This window comes from Pseudomonas sp. (genome assembly GCF_050739935.1).
GTDB lineage: Bacteria > Pseudomonadota > Gammaproteobacteria > Pseudomonadales > Pseudomonadaceae > Aquipseudomonas.
On the sequence record NZ_JBOICF010000019.1, the window covers coordinates 1 to 21,776 of the forward strand.

17 protein-coding genes are annotated in these 21,776 nt (G+C 61.4%); 8 read left to right on the forward strand and 9 right to left on the reverse strand.

Annotated elements, in window-relative coordinates; all coding sequences use genetic code 11:
• The first annotated feature begins 90 nt into the window (after nt 1-90).
• Entirely contained in the window at nt 91-1,446 is a 1,356-nt protein-coding gene (locus ACRER8_RS02325; protein ID WP_431744749.1) for an MmgE/PrpD family protein, read from the forward strand.
• Between the two features lie 127 nt (nt 1,447-1,573).
• Entirely contained in the window at nt 1,574-2,455 is an 882-nt protein-coding gene (locus ACRER8_RS02330) for an NAD(P)-dependent oxidoreductase (RefSeq protein WP_431744750.1), read from the forward strand.
• Nucleotides 2,456-2,757: 302 nt separating this feature from the next.
• On the opposite strand, the gene msrA is transcribed toward ACRER8_RS02330, so the two are convergent.
• The 3 genes from msrA to msrB form a co-directional block, all read right to left on the reverse strand.
• Entirely contained in the window at nt 2,758-3,492 is a 735-nt protein-coding gene (gene msrA / locus ACRER8_RS02335; RefSeq protein WP_431744751.1) for a peptide-methionine (S)-S-oxide reductase MsrA, read from the reverse strand.
• A gap of 25 nt (nt 3,493-3,517) precedes the next feature.
• Nucleotides 3,518-5,344: a cytochrome c biogenesis protein DipZ gene (locus ACRER8_RS02340; RefSeq protein WP_431744752.1), complete on the reverse strand. Its 1,827-nt coding sequence runs from the start codon at nt 5,342-5,344 to the stop codon at nt 3,518-3,520.
• A gap of 150 nt (nt 5,345-5,494) precedes the next feature.
• Complete coding sequence (gene msrB, locus ACRER8_RS02345; RefSeq protein WP_431744753.1) at nt 5,495-6,013, reverse strand: peptide-methionine (R)-S-oxide reductase MsrB; 519 nt, start codon at nt 6,011-6,013, stop codon at nt 5,495-5,497.
• A gap of 193 nt (nt 6,014-6,206) precedes the next feature.
• Here msrB and ACRER8_RS02350 point away from each other — a divergent pair, with 193 nt between their 5' ends.
• Together ACRER8_RS02350 and ACRER8_RS02355 are read left to right on the forward strand one after the other, a co-directional pair.
• Nucleotides 6,207-6,947 carry a response regulator transcription factor gene (locus ACRER8_RS02350; RefSeq protein WP_431744754.1) on the forward strand — a complete coding sequence of 247 codons (741 nt, stop codon included), beginning with the start codon at nt 6,207-6,209 and terminating at the stop codon, nt 6,945-6,947.
• The gene (locus ACRER8_RS02355; RefSeq protein ID WP_431744755.1) at nt 6,944-8,437 is read left to right on the forward strand and encodes a sensor histidine kinase; all 1,494 of its coding nucleotides are present in this window, start codon (nt 6,944-6,946) and stop codon (nt 8,435-8,437) included. The genes ACRER8_RS02350 and ACRER8_RS02355 overlap by 4 nt, the downstream gene beginning before the upstream one ends.
• Before the next feature lie 179 nt (nt 8,438-8,616).
• Here the strand turns inward: ACRER8_RS02355 and ACRER8_RS02360 are convergent, their stop codons facing one another.
• Together ACRER8_RS02360 and ACRER8_RS02365 are read right to left on the reverse strand one after the other, a co-directional pair.
• Complete coding sequence (locus ACRER8_RS02360; RefSeq protein ID WP_431744756.1) at nt 8,617-9,249, reverse strand: response regulator; 633 nt, start codon at nt 9,247-9,249, stop codon at nt 8,617-8,619.
• 34 nt (nt 9,250-9,283) lie between these two features.
• A complete protein-coding gene (locus ACRER8_RS02365; RefSeq protein ID WP_431744757.1) occupies nt 9,284-10,642 on the reverse strand; it encodes a cache domain-containing protein in 1,359 nt (452 codons plus the stop codon).
• Nucleotides 10,643-11,307: 665 nt separating this feature from the next.
• On the opposite strand from ACRER8_RS02365, the gene ACRER8_RS02370 reads away from it, so the two are divergent.
• The 3 genes from ACRER8_RS02370 to ACRER8_RS02380 all read left to right on the forward strand — a co-directional run bounded on the left by ACRER8_RS02370 (nt 11,308) and on the right by ACRER8_RS02380 (nt 14,855).
• Nucleotides 11,308-13,368 (forward strand): carbon starvation CstA family protein, encoded by a 2,061-nt coding sequence (locus ACRER8_RS02370; protein ID WP_431744758.1) that lies wholly within the window; start codon nt 11,308-11,310, stop codon nt 13,366-13,368.
• On the forward strand, nt 13,368-13,565 hold the full coding sequence (locus ACRER8_RS02375; protein WP_346831135.1) for a YbdD/YjiX family protein: 198 nt from the start codon (nt 13,368-13,370) through the stop codon (nt 13,563-13,565). Before ACRER8_RS02370 ends, ACRER8_RS02375 begins: the two co-directional genes overlap by 1 nt.
• A 603-nt stretch (nt 13,566-14,168) precedes the next feature.
• Nucleotides 14,169-14,855 carry a dihydrofolate reductase family protein gene (locus ACRER8_RS02380; protein ID WP_431744759.1) on the forward strand — a complete coding sequence of 229 codons (687 nt, stop codon included), beginning with the start codon at nt 14,169-14,171 and terminating at the stop codon, nt 14,853-14,855.
• A 17-nt stretch (nt 14,856-14,872) separates the two neighbouring features.
• On the opposite strand, the gene ptrR is transcribed toward ACRER8_RS02380, so the two are convergent.
• The gene (gene ptrR, locus ACRER8_RS02385; protein ID WP_431744760.1) at nt 14,873-15,763 is read right to left on the reverse strand and encodes a putrescine utilization regulator PtrR; all 891 of its coding nucleotides are present in this window, start codon (nt 15,761-15,763) and stop codon (nt 14,873-14,875) included.
• A gap of 150 nt (nt 15,764-15,913) precedes the next feature.
• Here ptrR and ACRER8_RS02390 point away from each other — a divergent pair, with 150 nt between their 5' ends.
• Entirely contained in the window at nt 15,914-17,305 is a 1,392-nt protein-coding gene (locus tag ACRER8_RS02390; protein WP_431744761.1) for an aldehyde dehydrogenase family protein, read from the forward strand.
• A 277-nt stretch (nt 17,306-17,582) separates the two neighbouring features.
• On the opposite strand, the gene ACRER8_RS02395 is transcribed toward ACRER8_RS02390, so the two are convergent.
• Genes ACRER8_RS02395 through ACRER8_RS02405 form a run of 3 tightly spaced genes read right to left on the reverse strand, consistent with a single transcriptional unit; the run spans nt 17,583 to nt 21,686 of the window.
• Complete coding sequence (locus tag ACRER8_RS02395) at nt 17,583-19,007, reverse strand: efflux transporter outer membrane subunit (RefSeq protein ID WP_431744762.1); 1,425 nt, start codon at nt 19,005-19,007, stop codon at nt 17,583-17,585.
• Entirely contained in the window at nt 19,004-20,584 is a 1,581-nt protein-coding gene (locus ACRER8_RS02400) for a DHA2 family efflux MFS transporter permease subunit (protein WP_431744763.1), read from the reverse strand. Before ACRER8_RS02400 ends, ACRER8_RS02395 begins: the two co-directional genes overlap by 4 nt.
• On the reverse strand, nt 20,577-21,686 hold the full coding sequence (locus tag ACRER8_RS02405) for an HlyD family secretion protein (RefSeq protein WP_431744764.1): 1,110 nt from the start codon (nt 21,684-21,686) through the stop codon (nt 20,577-20,579). The genes ACRER8_RS02400 and ACRER8_RS02405 overlap by 8 nt, the downstream gene beginning before the upstream one ends.
• Nucleotides 21,687-21,776: the final 90 nt, after the last annotated feature.

Below are 21,776 nucleotides of genomic sequence, written 5' to 3' on the forward strand. Positions count from 1 at the left end.
CTCATCTGTAGCTGACCCACCGCATTCGCCAGCAAGCCGACGCCTACAAGTGATCAGCGACTGTGTATACGTTCAACAACGGGATAACCCATGAGCCAAACTTTGAGCCATCAACTGGCGACATTCATCGAACACACCACATGGTCCGACATCCCCGCCAATGTTCGGCATGAAGCCAAGCGCGCATTGGTCAACTACTTCGCGGTATCGCTTGCCGGTTGCAGCGATCCCGACGTGGTAACAGCGGCGAGGCTGTTCTCACGTTTCAACGCTGGCGGCCAGGCCCATGTGGTTGGCCGCGGCGAGGTCATGGACATGCTCAACGCTGCCTCGCTGAACGCCATGAGCGCCAATGTGTTCGACTACGACGACACGCACATTCCGACCATCCTTCACCCCACGGCGCCTGTGGCTGCCGCGCTGTTCGCGCTGGCCGAAACCCAGGCTGTCAGCGGTGAGCAACTGCTGCTGGCGTTCGTGTTGGGCGTCGAGGTCGAGTGTCGTCTGGCCATGGCCATCTCGCCAGAGCACTACAGTCGCGGCTGGCACATTACATCGACTTGCGGGCTATTCGGTGCGGCCGCAGCGGTCGGCAAAGTACTCGGTCTAAACGCCCGCCAGCTGGTCTGGGCGTTCGGCAGTGCCAGCGCCCAGGCGGGTGGTCTGGTGGAAACGCTGGGCAGCGCGGCGAAGAGCATCGGCGTCGGCAATGCCGCGCGTAATGGCCTGCTCTCGGCGTTACTGGCCCAGCATGGCTTTGCCGGGCCGGATCAGCCTCTGGAAGGCGAGCGTGGTTTCCTCAAGGTCTTTGGCGAGCAGCCACGCTTTCAAGAGGTCAGCGCTGGCCTCGGCGAGCGTTGGGCCTTGTTGGCCAATACCTACAAGCCCTATCCCTGTGGCGTGGTGCTCAATCCGGTGATTCAGGCGTGTCTGGCGTTATCCAGGGATCGCGACTGGACGCTGGAGGACATCCTGCGCGTCGAGCTGACCGGCCACCCTTTGTTACGCCAGCGCACTGATCGGCCAGACATTCGACTGGGCAGGCAATCCCAGGTCAGCGCGCAGCATGCCGTCGCGGTCAGTCTGGCAACGGGCAGGGCGGGGCTGGCCGAATTCACTGACGAAGCAGTGAATGATCCGCGGCTGCGTGAGCTGTATGGACGGCTGCAATTCAACGATGACCCGCGCTATTCGGTGGACTCCGCCACCGTCGAGATTTTCTTCGCGTCTCGGGAAACCCTGAGCCGCACCGTCGAGCTTTCACTGGGCAGCCTTGGCGCACCGCTGAGCGATGAGTTTTTGCAAGACAAATTGCGTGAACTGGCTGCCTATGGCCGATCCGGATGCGACCCACAACCATTGCTGGACGCGCTGTGGGCGCTGGAACAGTCGACCGATGCCGGAACGCTGATGCGTCTGGCCATGTGTAACGCGACCCCTTTGTAGCGGTCCGCTTGCCGACGGTAGCGGTCTTGAGTCAGCCACCTCCAAACGCTGCGACTACAGAAGACGCGCGCGGCGTGGCAATGGACAGCTTGAACGACGGATAACTTCAACTGACAGGTAACGAATCATGGGCAATCAACAACTGGGCTTTATCGGCGTGGGCGTCATGGGGCGGCCCATGGCGCGGCGCCTGCTGGAACAGGGTCATGCGCTGGTGATCTACGACAAGGATCAGGGCGCGCTGGATGAACTGGCCGCGTTGGGCGCACGAGTCGCCGCCAACGTGAAAGAAGTCGCCGACAGCGCCGAGATCATCTTCACCAGCCTCCCGAGCCCGGCGATTTTCAAGGCCGTGGCGCTGGGACCGGAGGGCATTATCGAGGGCCGTTCGGTGCGCATTCTGGTGGACCTTTCCACCGTTGGTTCGCGTGCCGAGCAGGAAGTCGCCAGCGGTCTTGCGGCGAAGGGCATCGACACCGTGGACGCGCCGGTAAGCGGAGGCGCCGCCGGTGCGAAAAAAGGCAGCCTGGCGCTAATGGTGGCGGGCAAGCCTGCGGCGGTCGAGCGGGTGCGCCCGCTGTTCGATGTGTTCGGCAAGGTGTTCATCGTTGGTGAACAGCCGGGCCAGGGCCAGTTGCTCAAGTTGCTGAACAACATGCTCTCGACAACCGCGTTCGCGATCACCAGTGAAGCGTTCGTCGCTGGCGTCAAAGGCGGCCTGGACCCCGAAGTGATGGTGTCGGTGATCAATGCGGGCAGCGGCAAGAACGGTGCAACCCTGGATAAATTCCCCAAACACGTATTACCCGGCACGTTCGATTTCGGTTTTCCGCAGTCCAGCGTATGCAAGGACATCGGCCTGGCGATCGAGGAGTGTCAGGCCCTGGGCGTCCCAATGTGGTTGGGCAACGCCGCGCGGCAATTATGGAATGTCGCTGCGCAACAGGACGGCGGCGATCGCGATCTGACCGAACTGGTGCGTACGGTGGAAGGCTGGTCCAATCGCTGAGTCAGTCTTGCCGCCAACATGGGACCGCTAGCGCGCGCGGGTCACAACCAGCGGATCGTCCGCCTGATTGGCGTGTGTTTATCCGCATTTTTGATGCCGAACACATTCTTCTCTGCACCCCCGATCTACTGTAGGGGCCGGCTTGCTGGCGAACGCGCTACGTCACTCACAGCTGCGTCGTCTGACGCGCCGTTCGCCAGCAAGCCGGCTCCTACGGGCTTTGTGGTGTGCCGGGGATTCTGCGTACACGCTGTCTCCTTTAGCCATCCGGCTTGCTGGCAGCGATTTACGGACGCCGCGCCTTACATGGACGTTTTCAACAACACTGGCTGTTCACTGTAGCGCTCGGCGAACAGCTGTTTCAGCTGCCCGACCTTCGGCAGGTCGTTGATCACGATGTACGGGTAGGTGGGATGGGTGGTAAGGAAGTTCTGGTGATAGTTTTCCGCCGGATAGAACCCGTTGTATTGCTCGATCTTCGTAACGATCGGCGCATTGAACGATTTCGCCGTGTCGAGCTGTGCGATGTAAGCCTGCGCCACCGCTTGTTGTTCGGGGCTTTCCGGGAAGATCGCGGAGCGGTATTGCGTGCCGTGGTCCGGACCCTGGCGATTGAGTTCGGTGGGGTTATGGGCCACCGAGAAGAAGATCTGCAGCAGCGTGCCGTAGCTGATCTGCGATGGGTCGAAGGTGATCTCTACCGACTCGGCATGCCCCGTATCGCCCTCGCTTACGTGCTCATATTGAGCTGTATCGGCCTTGCCTCCGGCATAGCCCGCCACCACCTTCTTCACTCCCTGTACATGCTGATACACCCCCTGAACACCCCAGAAGCAGCCGCCTGCCAATACGGCCGTTTCGGTGCCTGAAACGCTGACCCTCTCGTCCTTCTGCGGTGGAGCGATGCTCACCGCATCTTCGCCAGCGAACGAGCAGGCGGCGGTCTGCAGCAGCATGGCCCCGACCAGCAGACGCAGGCCCGTACGACGCCAGGCGGGCAGTGCAGCAGTGAGGCTTGAGACGTTGAACCTTTTCATGTCTGACACTCCTTAACGTGACGAATCAACCGAAGGTGAAGGCGTAGGCGGACACGCCCGGATCGCTGAATTCGATGGTGAAAGTGTGATCGGCGACATCGCCGGCCTGGCGCACCAGTTGGTACAGGCGCTGTTCGGTTACGGTGCCGCTGCCATCCGGCGCGACGTCGGTGCCGTGGGCATCACCGGGTGCCTTGCCGTCGATCAGGACTTTGAAGCGCACCGGTTTGCCGTCGCTGCCAGGGCCCAGCACAAGGTGCAGATCACGGGCGTGGAAGCGGTAGACGATCTTGCCGTTCGGTGCGCTCAGGCTGGCGCGTTCCGAGGCGATGTTCCACTGGCCGTCCAGCCCCCAGTCGTTCAGCGCCAGACTTTGCGGCGTGCTGTAGCTGGCCACGCGGTCACCTTTTGCGCCACCGGGAGAAACGAAGTTCTCGGCGCGCTCGAAGCCCAGATAGGTCTCCGGCGATTTGACCTCGCCCATGTCTGCCGCCTGTTGTACGCCATTGCCATTGGCATCGATCAGGTCGCTGCTGATCTGGTTATTGCCGGCTTCGCGCAGCAGCTCCTGAATCACGCGCTCGGATTCGTCGTAGGCGCCTTCACCGAAGTGGTGGTAACGAATCTGACCCTTGGCATCGGCGAAGTAGTGGGCTGGCCAGTACTGGTTATCGAAGGCGCGCCAGATCTTGTAGTCGTTGTCGATGGCCACCGGGTAGTTGATACCCAGATCGGCCATGGCCTTGGTGACGTTTTTCACGTCGCGTTCGAAGGCGAATTCAGGGGCATGCACGCCGATCACCACCAGGCCCTGATCACGGTATTTGTCGGCCCAGGCTTTGACGTAGGGCAGGGTGCGCAGGCAGTTGATGCATGAGTAGGTCCAGAAGTCGACCAACACCACCTTGCCCTTGAGCTGCTCGGCTGTCAGCGGCGCCGAATTCAACCACTGCACCGCGCCGTTGAGCGACGGCAGTTGGCCTTCTACGGGCAGGCTCTGTGTACTGTTTTTGGCCGCCATCATCGCCCCCGACGCTTGCATGCGGGCGCCAGTCTCATCCCTGCCGGGGATGTTCTGCGCCATCATCGCGCCGCCTTGCAGCAGGTTGCCGCCTTGGGATTGCGCGTCATTACCGGTCAGGCGACCGACCAGAGACTGTTCAAGCCCGCCTGTGGAGGCCGTCGAAACACGGGCGAGAATACCGGTGTCCAGCCCCAGCGCGATGGCCGCGACGCCGGCCAGCATGGCAGCGCCCAGACCGCGACGAATCCACTCGCCTGCGCCCAGCGAGCGCTTCATCGCGCTGAACACCTTGCCGCCCAAGAGCAGCGCCAGCGCCAACGAGGTCGCGGCGCCAGCGGCGTAGGCGAGCAGCAACAGGCTGGTGCCGATGCTCGCGCCTTGCAGGGCAGCGCCGGTCAGCACCAGACCCAGAATCGGGCCCGCGCAGGGTGCCCAGAGCAGGCCGGTGGCGACGCCGATCATGAATGAGGCCCAGGGACTCGGCCTGGCATCCGCCCCTGCGTTCTCCGACAGCCGACTACCGGCAGCGACCAAAGGGCGAGTCAGACGCTCGGCCAGTTTCGGCAGCAGCAAGGTGAGACCGAACAGTGCGACGAAGATCAGCGCCAGACCACGGCCATATTGGTTGAGCTGCACCACCCAGCCGCCGCCTACTGCCGCGAGTGTGGCCACCAATGCGAAGGTCACGGCCATGCCCACCAGCAACGGCAGACCACTGCGCACGAAGGGTTGACCGGTGCGGGCAAACACGAACGGCAGAACGGGCAGAATGCATGGGCTGACGATGGTCAGCACGCCGCCAAGGTAGGCGAGGATGATCAGAAGCATGGGAATGGGTCCGTTCAGGTTAACGATCTGGAAAAAGGCGCGTCATCTGTGGGAGCGCATTCATTCGCGATGCGGTGGTTCATGCGACACGTCTATGTCGCCTGAACCATTTTTCACGAATGAATTCGCTCCCACAGGTGTAAAGCGTTCTCAGCTTTTCTGTTCGGCAAACGTCATCGCCAAACCATTCATGCAGTAACGCAATCCCGTTGGCTTGGGCCCATCGGTAAAGACGTGGCCCAGATGCCCGCCGCAGCGGCGACAATGAACTTCCTTGCGCAGTACGCCGAACGAGGTGTCGGTGCGGATCGCGATGGCGTCGTCCAGCGGCGCCCAGAAGCTCGGCCAGCCGGTATGGCTGTCGAATTTCGTGGTCGAGGAAAACAGCTGCAACTGGCAGCCGGCGCAGGCAAACGTGCCGTTGCGGTGCTCGTCGTTCAACGGGCTGCTGTAAGGCCGTTCAGTGGCCTCGCGGCGCAGCACCTGAAACTGATCGTCATTGAGCAGCGCGTGCCACTCGGCGTCGCTGTGGCTGACTTCGAACGTGCCAACCGGTGCGTCCTGAGGAACGATGGTCTGGCCATCGGCAAATTTGGGCAGCACCCCAAGCGCGATGGCCGCCACGCCGACGCTGCTGCTCAGCACCATGAACTGTCTTCTCGAAAGCATGAAATGTCTCCTTGGCACGGCCCGTGCGGGATAGCGCTTTGATGCGATGAAGCTGTGACCTGATGAAGCAAGACTAGGCGCCGCCTGTTCCCGGAATCCTCACCGAGAGTTAAACAATTCGTGATAACTGACCGTGGTTAAAATCGGCACAATGGCGACATCGCGCACTCAGCGCCGGCAAGGTTTGCTTTCCATGGATCAGCCCAAACGCATTCTGGTGGTAGAAGACGATAGCCATATCGCCGACCTGATTTGCCTGCATTTGCGGGACGAGCACTTTGAAGTCATACACAGTGCCGACGGCGAGAAGGGCCTGCATCTTCTGGAGCAGGGCGGCTGGGATGCGCTGATCCTCGATTTGATGCTGCCCGGCGTCGATGGTCTGGAAATCTGTCGTCGTGCCCGGGCCATGACCCGCTACACGCCGATCATCATCACCAGCGCCCGTTCCAGCGAGATGCACCGGATTCTCGGCCTCGAACTGGGCGCCGACGATTACCTGGCCAAACCGTTCTCCATGATGGAGCTGGTGGCGCGGGTCAAGGCGCTGCTGCGCCGGGTGGACGCCATGGCCCGCAACCTGAAGATGGAGGCGGGGAGTCTGTCAGGTGGCGGTCTGTTCATCGATCCGCTGACCCGCGAAGCATCGCTTGAAGGCCGACTGCTGGATCTGACGCCAAGAGAATTCGACCTGCTGTACTTCTTCGCCCGCCAGCCCGGCAAGGTGTTCTCCCGGCTGGACCTGCTGAACTCGGTATGGGGCTACAACCACGAAGGCTACGAGCACACCGTCAACACCCATATCAATCGCCTGCGGGCCAAGATCGAGGCAGATCCGGCGCAGCCGTTGCGCATCCTCACAGTCTGGGGACGCGGTTACAAATTCGCTGCCCTCGGGGACGGCGCTGGAGAAAAACCGGGGGACGCCTCGTGAAGATGACCCTGACCCAGCGATTGTCACTGGTCTTTGCACTGTTGCTGCTGGTCTGTTGCGGCACATCGGTGTGGTTGCAGGTGCGCTCCAACAAGATGCACGAGCTTGAGGTCGTGCAGGGGCTGTCCCGGGATCTTGCGCAGCACATCGCCCGCGACACCCAACTGATGGACGCCAATGGCCTGAAACCGGATGCGGTGCGCGAACTGTTCAGCCAGTTGATGCTGGTCAACCCTAGCGTGGAGGTGTATCTGCTGGACGGCGACGGCAAGATCGTCGGCGATGCCGCGCCCAGGGACCGGGTGCTGCGTGATCGTGTCGATCTGGCGCCGGTTCGCAGGCTGCTGGCTGGCGATCCGTTGCCCATTTTGGGTGATGATCCGCGCAGCATGGACGCGCGCAAGGTTTTTAGCGCCGCGCCTCTGATGGTCATGGGCAGGCCGGCGGGCTTTCTTTATGTGGTGCTGCTGGGCGAAGCCCACGACCGCTTTGCCGAGCGCGGCGCCACCAGCGAGGCCTTGAGCACGGCACTGTGGTCAATCGGTCTGATCGCCTTGTTGTGTCTGCTGGCAGGTCTTGCCGCGTTCGGCTGGATCACCCGGCCGTTGCGTCGCCTGACCGATTCGGTGGGTCGCTTCGACATCAATGCGGCGCCGGTCGCCCTGCCTGCCTCGACCGTGGAACCCATGCGGCAGGGGCATGACGAAATCGCGGTGCTCGACGCGACGTTCAAGCAGATGCAGCGCCGCCTGAGCGAACAGTGGCAGACCCTAACGCGCCAGAGCCAGGACCGCCGCGAGCTGGTGGCGAACATCTCCCACGACCTGCGCACGCCACTGGCTTCCCTGCATGGTTATCTGGAAGTGCTCTCGGTCAAGGATGCCAGCCTGAGTATCGAGGAGCGGCGGCGTTATCTGGGCATCGCTCTGGATCAGAGCCGCAAGGTCGGCGGCCTGGCGCAATCGCTGCTGGAGCTGGTGCGCCTGGAGCATGGTTTCGTGGTGCCGGTGGTGGAGCGTTTTTCGCTGACCGACCTGGTGCAGGACATCTTCCAGAAGTTCGAGCTCAGCGCCGAAGCCAAGGCCGTGACCCTGACGCCAAACTTTGCCCCGTCGATTCCAGGCGTGCATGCGGATCTGGGGTTGATCGAGCGGGTACTGACCAACCTGCTGGACAATGCCTTGCGGCACACGCCTGCCGACGGGGAAGTAAAGGTGTCGCTGCTACCCAAGGGGCGCTTCGTCGAAGTGACGGTCAGTGACAGCGGGCCAGGCATTGCCCCCGAACTGCGCGAAGGCTTGTTTCTGCGCCCGTTCAACATTGGCGGCGCGCGGCGCGATGGCGGGTTGGGGCTGCGTATCGTGCATCAGATTCTGCAATTGCACGGGCACCGGATCGAGCTGCTCGATGTACCGGGACAGGGCGCGACGTTCAAATTTGCATTGCCAGCGGATCAGGAGACGGCGGAGCAGGTGTTGCCGAAGGAATAACCGCCTCGTCGCGGCTATTGACTCCAACCCCACAGGCGGACGCAAACCCACTGTGGGAGCGAATTTATTCGCGAGGGGCCGTTTCGGTCGATACCTTTCTCGCGCCTGAAATGCCGTCTCGCGAATGAATTCGCTCCCACAGGTTCTGTGTTTCTCGGGAATCAGAGGTGTCGCTGGGCTCACGGCAACAACAACCCATGCTCCATTGCGTATTTGACCAGTCCCGCCGGTTTGTCGACCTTGAGCTTGCGGCGGATGCTCAGACGGTGGGTCTCGACGGTTCTGACGCTGATTGCCAGATCCCGGGCGATGGTCTTGTTGTCCAGCCCCTTCGCCAGCCCGACCAGCACTTGCACTTCGCGCGGCGTCAGTTCGTTTTCGTCGGTCTTCTTCGACACCAGCTTGAGCGTCACTTCGGCGCTGTAGAACGTCCCGCCGGTGGCAATCGCCTCGATCGCTGCAACGATCTCGCGTGACGGCGCGTTTTTCAGCACATAACCGCTGGCCCCGGCCCGAATCGAGGTAACGACGTATTCCTGATTGTCGTACATGCTCAGGATCAGAATCTTGATCGCCGGGCAGCGCTGGCGAATGAGCTGGGTCAATTCCAGGCCATTCATGTCCTGCAGGCCGATGTCCACCAACAGAATGTCGGGCTTGAGTGCTTCGCACATCGTCAGCGCCTGCGCAGCGTTTTCGGCTTCGCCGACCACCTCGAACAGCGGCCGGGTCGAGAGCAGGGCGCGTACGCCGTCGCGAACCAGGGAATGGTCGTCGACCAGGGCGATACGAATGGGCTGGGTGGCGCTCATGGGCGGGGTGCGATTCCTGTCTGGATAAAAGTCATCATGCTGCGACGGTTACCGGCATGGTCACGGTCAGCTCACTGTGCCCAGGTGCCGAGTAGAGGTTGAGCTGACCATGGAAATGCTCGACGCGCTCGCGAATATTACGCAAACCGATGCCGCCCTGTATCTCCTGCAAGCGCTCGACGTCGACCCGGAAGCCCACGCCGTCATCACGAACCGTCAATTGCACCTGCTTTTTGGTGCCCTGCAGATCGATGAAGACATTCTGCGCATGAGCATGGCGCTCTATGTTGGTCAGCGCTTCCTGAAGAATGCGAAACAACGCCACAGGCGCGCCTTCGGCCAGTTTGAGGTTGCTCAGGTTGTGGGTGTAATGAATGGTCAGCCCGGTCTGTTGTTCGAATTCGGCCACCAGTTGGGTGACGGCCGCTGCGAGGCCGAGGGTGTCGAGCAGAGAAGGGCGCAGGTCGTGGGAAATGGTGCGGATCTCACCGATGGCTTCCCCCAGTCTTTCGGTACCCTGACGCAAAGTGTCCAGCCCACGCTGATCGTTGCCTTCCAGTTGCAGCCCGGCCAGTTCGAACTGGAACTTGATCGACACTAATACCTGGCTGATGCCGTCGTGCAGTTCACGCGACAGGCGTGAGCGTTCCTCTTCCTGCAGATTCATGATGCGTTGATTGAGCATCTGCAGCTTGCGGTCGGCCAGACGGTGTTCGCTGGCATTGAGGGTCACGCCGCAGACGAACACCAGCAGCACGGCGATCAATGCTACGCCGCCGATGTCGAGCATGGTCGCGTAGATGCCGCGAGCGACTTCCTGACGCGCTTGCTGCGTGGCGCGCTCGACGTCTTCAAGGTAGATGCCGGTGCCGAGCATCCAGCCCCAACGCTTGAGCATGACCACTCGGGCGAGCTTGTCGGTGATCTGGCCGGTGGAAGGCTTCTCCCAGGCGTAATGCTGGAAACCGTCGCCGGATTCGGCGCTTTGCAGCAGGGCGCGGATCACCAACAGGCCCTGTGGGTCGGTCATGTTCCACAAATCCTGGCCCACCAGCGCAGCTTGCCGAGGGTGCATCAGGTTGCGGCCATTCTGGTCATAGACGAAGAAATAGCCGTCGATGCCGAAACTCAGTTTGGCCAGTTCTTCGAGCACCTGCTGCTTGGTCTGCTCGTCGTTGCGGCCGCTGTCGTAGATCGGCGCCAGAGCACTCATGGCCATCTCTACGTAGTTTTTCAACTCCGCGCGTTTGCTGGCCAGAATGCTGTCTTCGATTAATTGGGCCTGCTGCTCGCCCAGACGCTGGTTCTGCACGATGACCAACGCGCAGATCACCGAGACAGCCAGAATCAGCGGCAGAATGCCCAGGGCGACGATCTTGTGTTTGAGTTGCATGCGAGGGTGTCCGGCGCGACGGGTTTGTTGTGGGCGGTATTACAGCATGAACATCCGGGATGACCGGAACATCTTTTCGCGAATGAATTCGCTCCCACAGAGGCAGGTGTCGCCGCTGGGCAAGGGCTTGTGCAGATCAAAAACCGTGGGAGCGAATTCACTCGCGAGAGGCCGGTACAGCCGACACCTATGTATCGCCTGATCCATTTTCGCCAATGAATTCGCTCCCACAGGGGCAGGTGTCGCCGCCGGGCAGGGGCTTGTGCAGATCAAAAACCGTGGGAGCGAATTCATTCGCGAGAGGCCGGTACAGCCGACATCTATGTATCGCCTGAACCATTTTTCGCGAATGAATTCGCTCCCACAGAGGCAGGTGTCGCCGCCGGGCAAGGGCTTGCGCAGATCAAAAACCGTGGGAGCGAATTCATTCGCGAGAGGCCGGTACAGCCGACATCTATGTATCGTCTGAACCATTTTCCGCGAATGAATTCGCTCTCACAAGGAATCGCATCGCCGACTGTATCTGCGTAGAACTACGCAGTCGAAACCGTAGTAATACGAATTTCTCTTGCTGACATCAGCGCGGATAGTGGCGACGCTCCGTTACCCCGGATCGCACAATAACAATTACGCCGCAAGCCATGAGCTTGGGCAGGAGACCCACAATGACCCGACTGACCAAACATCTGGGTTGGTTCGCCGTTGCTGCCCTTGGGGCATGCGCCTTGGGTGTCGTCGCGCTGCGCCGCGGTGAAACCATCAATGCACTCTGGATTGTCGTCGCCGCCGTCGCCATTTATCTGGTTGCGTACCGCTACTACAGCCTGTTCATCGCCAATCACGTCATGCAACTGGACCCCACCCGGGCCACACCGGCGGTACTGAACAACGACGGTCTTGATTACGTTCCGACCAACAAACACATTCTCTTCGGCCACCACTTCGCGGCAATCGCGGGCGCCGGTCCGCTGGTGGGCCCGGTGCTGGCCGCGCAAATGGGCTACCTGCCCGGCACCCTCTGGCTGATTGCCGGAGTAGTGCTGGCAGGGGCCGTGCAGGATTTCATGATCCTGTTCCTGTCCACACGCCGCAATGGCCGGTCGCTGGGTGACATGGTCCGCGAAGAAATGGGTCGCGTGCCAGGCACTATCGCCCTGTTTGGTTGCTTCCTGATCATGATCATCATCCTCGCGGTGTTGGCACTGATCGTGGTCAAGGCCCTGGCCGAAAGCCCGTGGGGCATGTTCACGGTGCTTGCGACCATCCCGATCGCGATGTTCATGGGCGTGTACATGCGCTATGTGCGCCCGGGCCGTATCGGTGAAATCTCCATCATCGGCGTCGTGCTGTTGCTGCTGTCGATCTGGGCCGGTGGTCAGGTCGCGGCAAGCCCCGAGTGGGCCCATGTCTTTACCTTCACCGGTATCCAGATCACCTGGATGCTGATCGGTTACGGATTCGTCGCGGCCATGCTGCCGGTCTGGCTGCTGCTGGCACCGCGTGACTATTTGTCGACCTTCTTGAAAATCGGCACCATTGTCGCCCTTGCGATCGGCATTCTGATCCTGGCGCCCGAGCTGAAAATGCCGGCCCTGACTCAATTCACCGACGGCACCGGTCCGGTCTGGAAAGGCGCGCTGTTTCCGTTCCTGTTCATCACCATCGCTTGCGGTGCTGTGTCGGGTTTCCACGCGCTGATCTCCTCAGGCACCACGCCCAAACTGCTGGATAACGAGAAGAACGCTCGTTACATCGGTTACGGCGGCATGCTGATGGAGTCCTTCGTGGCGATCATGGCGATGGTTGCCGCATCGGTCATCGATCCGGGCGTCTACTTCGCCATGAACAGCCCGGCGGCGGTGGTCGGCGGCGATGTGGTTGCGGTCGCGCAAACCATCTCTGGCTGGGGCTTCGCTATCACGCCAGACACCTTGACCGCGGTGGCCAGGGACATCGGCGAGAACACCGTATTGGCCCGCGCTGGCGGCGCTCCGACCCTGGCTGTCGGTATCGCGCAGATCCTGCATCAGGTGCTGCCAGGCCAGGACACCATGGCGTTCTGGTACCACTTCGCGATCCTGTTCGAAGCGCTGTTCATCCTGACCGCGGTTGACGCCGGGACCCGCGCCGGTCGCTTCATGCTGCAAGATCTTCTGGGCAGCTTCGTCCCGGCCCTGAAACGCACTGAGTCCTGGACCGCTAACGTGATCGGTACCGGCGGTTGCGTGGCGTTGTGGGGTTATCTGTTGTACCAGGGTGTGGTCGATCCGCTGGGCGGCATCAACACACTGTGGCCGCTGTTCGGTATCTCCAACCAGATGCTGGCCGGTATCGCGCTGATGCTGGCGACGGTGGTGTTGATCAAGATGAAGCGTCAGCAGTACGTCTGGGTCACCATCCTGCCGGCTTCGTGGCTGCTTATCTGCACCGTGACCGCAGGCTTCATCAAGCTGTTCGACCCGAGCCCGGCGGTAGGTTTTCTGGCGCTGGCCAAGAAATACAGCGCTGCGGCGGATGCCGGTCAGATCCTTGCGCCGGCGAAGACTGTCGATCAGATGCAACACGTGATCTTCAACGCCTACACCAACGCCGCGTTGACCGCATTGTTCCTGTTCGTGGTCCTGAGCATTCTGTTCTATGCGGTGAAAGTCGGTCGTGCGGCGTGGGTCAAGAAAGAGCGCAGCGACAAGGAAGCGCCGTTTCAGGCGATGCCGGAAACGCGCTGATGTTCAATGACCTCAGTCGCCTCGGCAAATACCTCGGGCAGGCGGCCCGCCTTATGGTGGGCATGCCTGACTACGACAACTATGTCGAGCACATGCAAAAGACTCATCCGGATCAGCCCGTGATGTCGTATGAGGCGTTCTTTCGAGAGCGCCAGGATGCGCGGTACGGCGGCAAGGCCGGTCCGAAATGCTGTTGATTGGCTGAATCGCAGCTTTCAGGGGAGTCAGACATTCCTTCGGGCAGAATCAAAAGCGTGAACCGAGCGCAGGCGAAATGGCGAGACCGTTTCAGAGGTGCTCGGAAACCGTTGCTGCCTTCACCAGGTCGTACAGCGCGAAGGCGCGGTTGACCAGGAATACAGTGACGACGGTGAGGACGGCGGCGTTGATCAGGTGAATCGTCATGGTCGGTAGTCCGTGTCAGTCATGGGGCGGTAAGTGATGGGGCGATGTTACGCGAGCCCGGGAAAACCTGAAGACAATCGGTCTTATGGTGGTCATTAACGCGAATGATGCAGGCTTTGGCGGGCTCTGGGCTGTGCCTTTCAGGGCCTAGCCAATCCTCTGTCGCAGTCCGGTTTGCCAACGGCCCCTTTAGACGATGCCGGGTCGCGGCCTTTCCTGCCCGCACCGAGACCGTCGCAAGCGACGCTCGCCACTCGCGCTGATCGGCCGGAATACTCCTGCGTTATGGTGGCGAGGCAAGGGCTGGGGCGTCGATGAGCCGGTCGCAATGCGCTGAACTATCGCGCCGCATTCCGGGTCGGTTCTACATCGCTCATCCACCTATGGAGTTTCCCATGCAGCCTTATGTCATCTGCCACATGATGTCGTCGCTGGACGGTCACGCCCTCACTGACGGCTGGGATCGCGCGTTCAAGAAAGCCGCTGGCGATCTGTACGAGAAGCTGGCCCAGACCTTTGAGTTCGACGCCTGGATCTGCGGTCGAGTGACGATGCAAGAGATCGCTCACGACGACGGCTATCCCAAAGGCCTGGCGAAAGCGCCCATCGCCCGCACGCATCACTTCGTCGAACGTAACGCCGAGACCTACGCGATCTCAATCGACCCACATGGCAAGGTCGCCTGGAAGAAAAACGAGGCCCTTGGTTCGCACGTGGTTGAAGTGCTCACCGAAGACGTTGCGGACGATTACCTGGCCTACCTGCAATCGGTGGGCGTGTCGTACATCTTCGCCGGTAAAAGCGACATCGACCTCAAACAAGTGATCGAGATTCTGGGCAAGGAGCTGGGCTGCAAACGGCTGATTGTCGAAGGCGGCCCCCACGTCAGCGGCTCGTTCGTCAACGCTGGTCTGGTAGACGAAGTGAGCGTGCTGATCCTGCCATTGGTGGATGGCAGGGGCGAGCACCCGGCGTCGTTCGAAGTCTCTGCCGATGTCTGGAAGCAACCTGCCCATCTGACTTTATCCTCGGCCGAGGTGCAGGAAGGCGGGGCGGTATGGTTGCGCTATAAGAAGGGCTGAAACAAGGGCTCAAGCGCTTAATTCGCCAGGCATGGTACGGCGTCGGGCGCCACCGCGCTCTGCACCAGATCGATGAAGGCGTTGAGTGCCGGGGAGCGCACGCCGCGCCGCCAGGTCAGCCAGATGTTGAGATAGCGAAATTCCTCGCTCAGCGGATAAGCGTGAACATTGCGACTCCCCGGCATGCTTTCGAGCATGCTGCGCGGCACCATCGCCACGCCCGCGCCTGCCGTGACGCAGGCGAGCATGCCGTGATAGGACTCCATCTCGAAGATCTTGCCGGGGGTTGCCATGTCCGCCTTGAACCAAGCCTCGAAGTGCCGTCTGTACGAGCAGTTCTGACGAAACGCATACACCGTCTTGCTGCTCACCTCCTGCGCCCGCGTCACTGGTTCATGACTGGCTGCGGTGATCAGCAGCATTTCCTCTTCGAACAGTTCGATACCCTCCAGCTCTGGATGGCGCAGAGGACCATCGACAAATGCTGCACTGAGCCGCCCGGAGAGCACCCCATCGATCATGTCGCCAGAGGGGCCGGTCGAAAGGTCCAGCTCGACCTTGGGGTAGCGCTGATGAAATTCGGCGAGCAGGGAAGGGATGCGCACCGCTGCCGTGCTCTCCATCGAGCCCAGCGAGAATGCGCCCTGCGGCTCGGAGCCTGACGTCGCCTGCCGGGCTTCTTCCACCAATTCAAGGATGCGCCGCGTGTAGTCAAGGAAGGTCCAACCGGTGGCCGACAGGCGCAAACGCAACTTCTCGCGGATGAACAGATCGACGCCCAATTCCTGCTCCAGTTGCTTGATCCGGGTCGTCAGGTTGGAAGGCACGCGGTGCAGGCGTTGAGCGGCTGCGGTGATGCTGCCTTCTTCGGCGATGGCCTTGAACAGCTCGAGTTGGGTCAGGTCCATGGGCGCTCTCAATCGTTCACGTTTAGAGAATGTATTTTTGATAATTATTCATTATCGGAAATTTTTCCGAGAGCCTATCGTGGTCCCAGGACTTCAGCAACGGGCGTCAGCCCGGCGGTGAAGATCAACCCTTACAGGAGGACTTTGGTCATGTCGCAACACGCATCCCAGTCGCACGCCATTTCGCTGAACCCGGCCACCGGCAAAGTGATCGCCGAATACCCGTTCGACCACGCCGCTGATCTCGAACAGTCCCTGAACCGGGCTGCTACCGGTTTCGCGGCCTGGCGCAAAGAGCCAGTCAGTGTTCGTGCCGAACAACTGCGCAAGATCGCAAAAGTGCTGCGCAAAAACGCCGAAGCGCTGGCGCAGATGATGACCGCGGAAATGGGCAAGCCAATTGCCCAGTCCCGTGGCGAAGTGGAAAAGACCGCCGTGACCTGCGACTGGTACGCGGAAAATGGCCCGGCCGTGCTGGCTGCGGAAAAGACTTCAGTGGAAAACGACAAGGCCTATATCGACTATCTGCCGCTCGGGCCGATCCTGGCGGTCATGCCATGGAACTTCCCGATCTGGCAGGTCATGCGCGGGGCGATTCCGATGATTCTCGCGGGTAATACCTACGTACTCAAGCACGCGCCAAACGTCATGGGCAGCGCCTATCTGCTGCGTGATGCGTGGACTGAAGCCGGTTTGCCGGAGGGCGTGTTCGAGGTGATCAACGTCGGTAACGAGGGCGTTTCCACGGCAATCGCCGATCCGCGAATCGCCGCCGTCGCGGTCACCGGCAGCGTTCGCGCCGGTTCCGCCATTGCGGCGCAAGCGGGCGCTGCACTGAAAAAATGCGTGCTGGAACTCGGCGGTTCCGACCCGTTTATCGTACTGGCCGACGCGGATCTGAATGAGGCGGTGAAAGCGGCAACGATTGGCCGTTATCAGAACAGTGGGCAGATTTGCGTGGCTGCCAAGCGCATCATCGTCGAGGAAAGTGTGCTGCCGGCGTTTACCGAGAAGTTCGTGGCAGCGGTCAAGGCGCTCAAGTTCGGTGATCCGTTGAACGAAGAGAACTACCTCGGCCCGATGGCGCGTCACGACTTGCGTGACGAGTTGCACGAGCAGGTCCGGAAAACGTTGAGCGAAGGTGCAACGTTGTTGTTTGGCGGGGAGAAAATCGCTGGCGAGGGAAATTACTATGCGCCGACGATTCTTTCCGATGTGCGTCCCGGTATGACTTCGTTCAAGGAGGAGTTGTTTGGTCCGGTGGCATCCCTGATCGTTGCGCGCGATGCAGAGCATGCGGTGGAGTTGGCAAATGACAGTGAGTTCGGTCTGGCGGGCAGCGTGTGGTCGGCTGATGTGGAAAAAGCCCGTGATATCGCTGCGCGGTTGGAAACCGGTGGGGTGTTTATCAATGGTTACACGGCATCCGATGCGCGTGTGCCGATTGGTGGCGTGAAGAAAAGTGGTTTTGGCCGGGAGTTGTCGCATTTCGGGATTCGCGAGTTTTGTAACGCGCAGACGGTCTGGTTGGATCGGCGGTAAATCTCAGGTGCTCAGGCAATTAACAGATCTGTAGCAGCCCAGCTTGTCGGCGGTAACATTCGCGAGATCGCTACCGCCGGCAAGCCGGAATGCTACAGGGTGAGCTTGCGCGCCAACACCCGGTACGCCGCAGGACTGTAGCAGCGTGGTTTGCCGGCGCAGCGATTCCACGAACGTCCACAATCTAGCGTTGAACGCCCGCGAGAGCGGCTTTCCCGCCGGGGAGCGCCACGATAACGCGCTCGCGGCGGGGCACTGCATCGTGAAGTGCAGGCGGTCATAGCGTCCAGCCCAGCCCCAGCGATTTGTGCAGCGAGGCGAAGTCCTTCAGCAGCGCGGCATCGCCGGAGATCCGGCTTTCCTGCGCCTGGTATCGAGTGCGCTCGGCGTCGAGCCAGTCCAGAGTGCTGGCGGTGCCCGCTCGGTAGCGTTGTCGGGTCAGATCGGCAGCGCGCACCGCCGATGCTTCGACGTTGCGCAGCAAGACCACGTTTTCCCGCTGATGGCCGTAACGAGCGAGGGCGACATCGGCATCACGCAGCGCGCTTAAGACCACACTTTTATACTGCGCGAGGGCTTCGTCATGCCCGGCTCGCGCGCCCTCGACGCTGGCCGCCACGCGACCGAAATCGAGGATGTTCCAGGTCAGTCGCGGCAGTAGCAACCACGTGCCGTTGTCCTTGCGCGCGAGGTGGCCGGGATCGGCGGCCGAGAACGACAAGTCGCCCATGAGGCTGAGTTTGGGGAACCAATCCGCCTGCTTTTCTCCTATCTGTGCGTTGCTCGAAGCCAGGGCACGCTCGGCCACGCGGATGTCAGGACGCGCCTTGAGAATGGCCGCTGGGTCGGCGAACGGCACCTCGCCGGGGATCGACGGCAGCGGCCGCGCAGTGTCGAGCCGGGCATCCAGCTCGCCAGGCTCCAGGCCACACAACAAGCCCAACTGATCCACCGACTCGACGATCGAAGCTTGCAGCGGCAGACGTTGGGCGCGGGTGTTTTCCGCCTGTGTCAGCACCTGTTCCAGTTGCAGCTGCGAGGCAACGCCCCGGCCGCGCCGTTGGCGGGTGAGGTCCAGCGCTTGATCTTCGATATTGACACTGGCGTCCACCAGTGCCAACCGCGCCTGTTGATCGCGCAGATCGGCATAGGTCTGCACCACTTCGGCCGCCAGTTGCACCTGGGCATCCGCCAGCCTCGCCTGGGACGATTCGACTTCTGCTTGCGCCGCTTCGATTGCGCGCCGATTGCCGCCGAACAGGTCGGCTTCCCAACTGGCATCGAATCCGGCGAGATAGAGCGTCAACGGGCCGCGACCACCGCCGCCGTTGCTGCCGCCGAGCGCCGACGTGTCGGGAGAGCGCAATTTGAGCATCGCGGCATCACCACTGATTTTTGGCAGCAGATCGGCGTCGGCGCTGTTGAGGCTGGCGCGCGATTGCCGCAGGCGCGCCTGCGCCGTGGCGATGTCCGGGCTGTTGAGCAGGGCCTGGCTGATCAGTTCATTGAGCTGCGGGTCTCCCAGCGACTGCCACCACTGCGCGACCGCTGGTTCCCTCGATACCCTGTCGTCGGCGTGCGGCAGACGTCCTGCGGCCAGGGTTTTCGGCGCGACATCAGGCGCACCGTGGTAATCCGGGCCGACGGTGCAGGCACAGAGCAGTCCGGCGGTCAGGATGAGGGGGAATGAACGAGCAATCATTTTCGTGAGCCTGCCAGCGCCGCGCGCTTTTTCAGAATGAAGATCAGAGGAAGGCAAGCCAGCATGGCCAGGCCCAGCACATGGAACGCGTCGTTGTAGGCCAGCACCGAGGCTTGCTGCGAGATGTCGTTGGCCAGTTGCATGAACGCTTGCAGTTGCGCAGTGGAAGGATCGCCGGTCTGGGCCAGAAAACTCGCGGTGTCGCTCGCCATGTGATCCTGCGCCAGCTGACTGTTGGCCAGGATGCCTTCGCGCAACACATCGTCATGGAAGTGACTACGCCGGTCCATCAGCACGCCGAGCAGCGCCAGGCCCAACGTGCCACCCAGGTTGCGCGACATGTTGTAGAGCCCTGCAGCGTCCCCCGCGTCTTTGGTCTCGACCGAACGCATGGACAATTGACTCAGCGGCATCATCACCAGAATCTGTCCGAACCCGCGCAGCAACTGCGAGAGTGCGAAATCGTGGCCGACGCTTTCGGAGGTCAGTTGCGTGTCGAGAAAACAGCTGCCCCAATACAGCAACAGGCCTAAGCCGACCATCAGTCTCATGTCATAGCGGCCTAGCATTCTCGGCAGCACCGGCATCAACAAGAACGCCGGAATGCCCGACAGCAGCATGATCGAGCCTGACTGTTGCGCGTTGTAGCCCGACAGAATGCCGAGGAATTGCGGCACGAGGTAAGCCGTGCCATACAGCCCCGCACCCACTGCCGTGGCAATCAGCAACACGCTGCCGAAGCTGGCGTTGAGCAGCAGTTGCAGACGCAGGATGGGCGTACTCGACCTGACTTGGCCGACGGCAATAAGGAAGAAACCGACCACCGTGGCGATGCTCAGCCAGATGATCAGCAGTGAGTCGAACCAGTGCTCGCGCTGGCCTTCTTCCAGCACCACGGTCAGCGAACTGAGCCCCATCGCCAGCCCGACAATGCCCAGCCAGTCGGCTTTGATGAAGCGCTCCAGATTCATCTTCTCGGCGGGAAGGCCAGTCAGCAGCAAGGTAATCAGCGCGATGCTGATGGGCAGATTGAGAAAGAAGCACCAGCGCCAGTTGATGTTTTCCGTCAGCCAGCCGCCAACCACTGGCCCCATCAGCGGCCCCAGAATCGCGGTCATTCCGAACAGCGTGGTGCCGATTGCCAGCTGATGGGGCGGCAGGCGTGTACGGACGATGGTCTGCGCGGTGGGGATCATTGCGCCTCCGGCAAAGCCTTGGCCGATGCGCCCGGCGATCATCGCGCTGAGGCTCGAAGACAGCCCGCAGAACAGCGAAAAGAACGTGAACATCAATGCCGTGCCGATCAGAAAGCGGCGCAGGCCGAACACCCTCGTCAGCCAGGCGGCGAGGGGAATCATGACGATTTCCGACATCAGGTAGCCGGTGGCGATCCAGGTGCCTTCGGTGCCTGTCGCGCCAATCTGACCCTGGATCTGCGGCAGCGCCGAGTTGGTGATCGAAATGTCCAGTGTCGCCAGCAAAGCCCCCAACGAGCCTGCAGCCACAGCGATCCAGTCAGTCAGTGACGCGTTGCGCGGCTTGTCGGGGGGCAGATCGGTCAGCGTCGCTTCAGCCATGACTGGCGTCTGCCTTGTCGGTGCGGGTATCCACTTCCACTGTCGCGGACAGACCCGGGACCAGCGCCGGACTAACATCATCGCTTATGTCCAGCGCAATCCGCACCGGCACCCGTTGTACGATCTTGGTAAAGTTGCCGGTGGCGTTGGATGGCGGCAGCAGCGCGAACTGAGCCCCTGTACCGGGGGCCAGGCTGTCGATGTGGCCATGCAGGTCGCGCCCCGGCAGCGCATCGATATGCACGGTCACCGTCTGGCCGGCGCGCATGTCACCGATCTGGGTTTCCTTGTAATTGGCGGTCAGGTAAATCGCGTTCACCGGCACCACCGTCATCAGTCGAGTACCGGGCTGCACGTATTGACCGACCCGGACCCCGCGATCGGCGATTCGGCCATCGAGCGGGCTGCGGATGACCGCGTCATCGACATCCAGCTGGCTCTGCGCCTCGCTGGCCTTGGCCACCCCCAATTGCGCCTGCGCCTGTTTGAGCTGAGCCTGCAAGGTGCCGGAGCGTGTCTGGCTGGAGCGCAACGCAGCCTGCTTCGCCGCGACCGTACTGCGCGCCTGGGCCAGTTCGTTGTTCAACTGCGCAAGTCGTTCTTCCGGTTCGGCTCCCGAGCGTGCCAGTGGCGCATAGCGGGCGACTTCGGTTTGAGCGTGTCTGGCGTCGGCCTCTGCGCCTTGCAGCTGTGCACGTGCTTCGGCAATCGTCGAGTCCTGCTGTACCAGATCCGCCTCGGCCTTGGCCAGGTCGGCCGAGCGCGCCGCAATCGTGGCCGACGCTTCATCGCTGACCGCCTGGTATTTGCGTGCGTCCAGCCGCACCAGTATGTCGCCGCGCTTGACGGTCTGGTTGTCCAAGACCAGCACGTCGCCCACGTAGCCGCTGATCTTCGGCGCGACGCTGATGCTGTCAGCCTGCAGATAGGCATCGTCGGTGGTTTCAATGAAGCGCCCGGTGAGCCACCACCACACGCCCCAGGCCAGCCCGATCAAGAGTGCTGCAGCGCCCAATATAAGCAGTATCCGTCGGGCCTTGCCGCGCTGGCCATTGACGGTTTCTTCAGGAATGACCTGAGGGGAGGGTTGTGCAGCGGACATCAGGTCGCTCCGAATTTATATCAGTCGGAATAAATTCGTTTTTTCGCGATTTTTTGTCAAGTGGTATATTTTGGCCGGGTACTGAAAGGA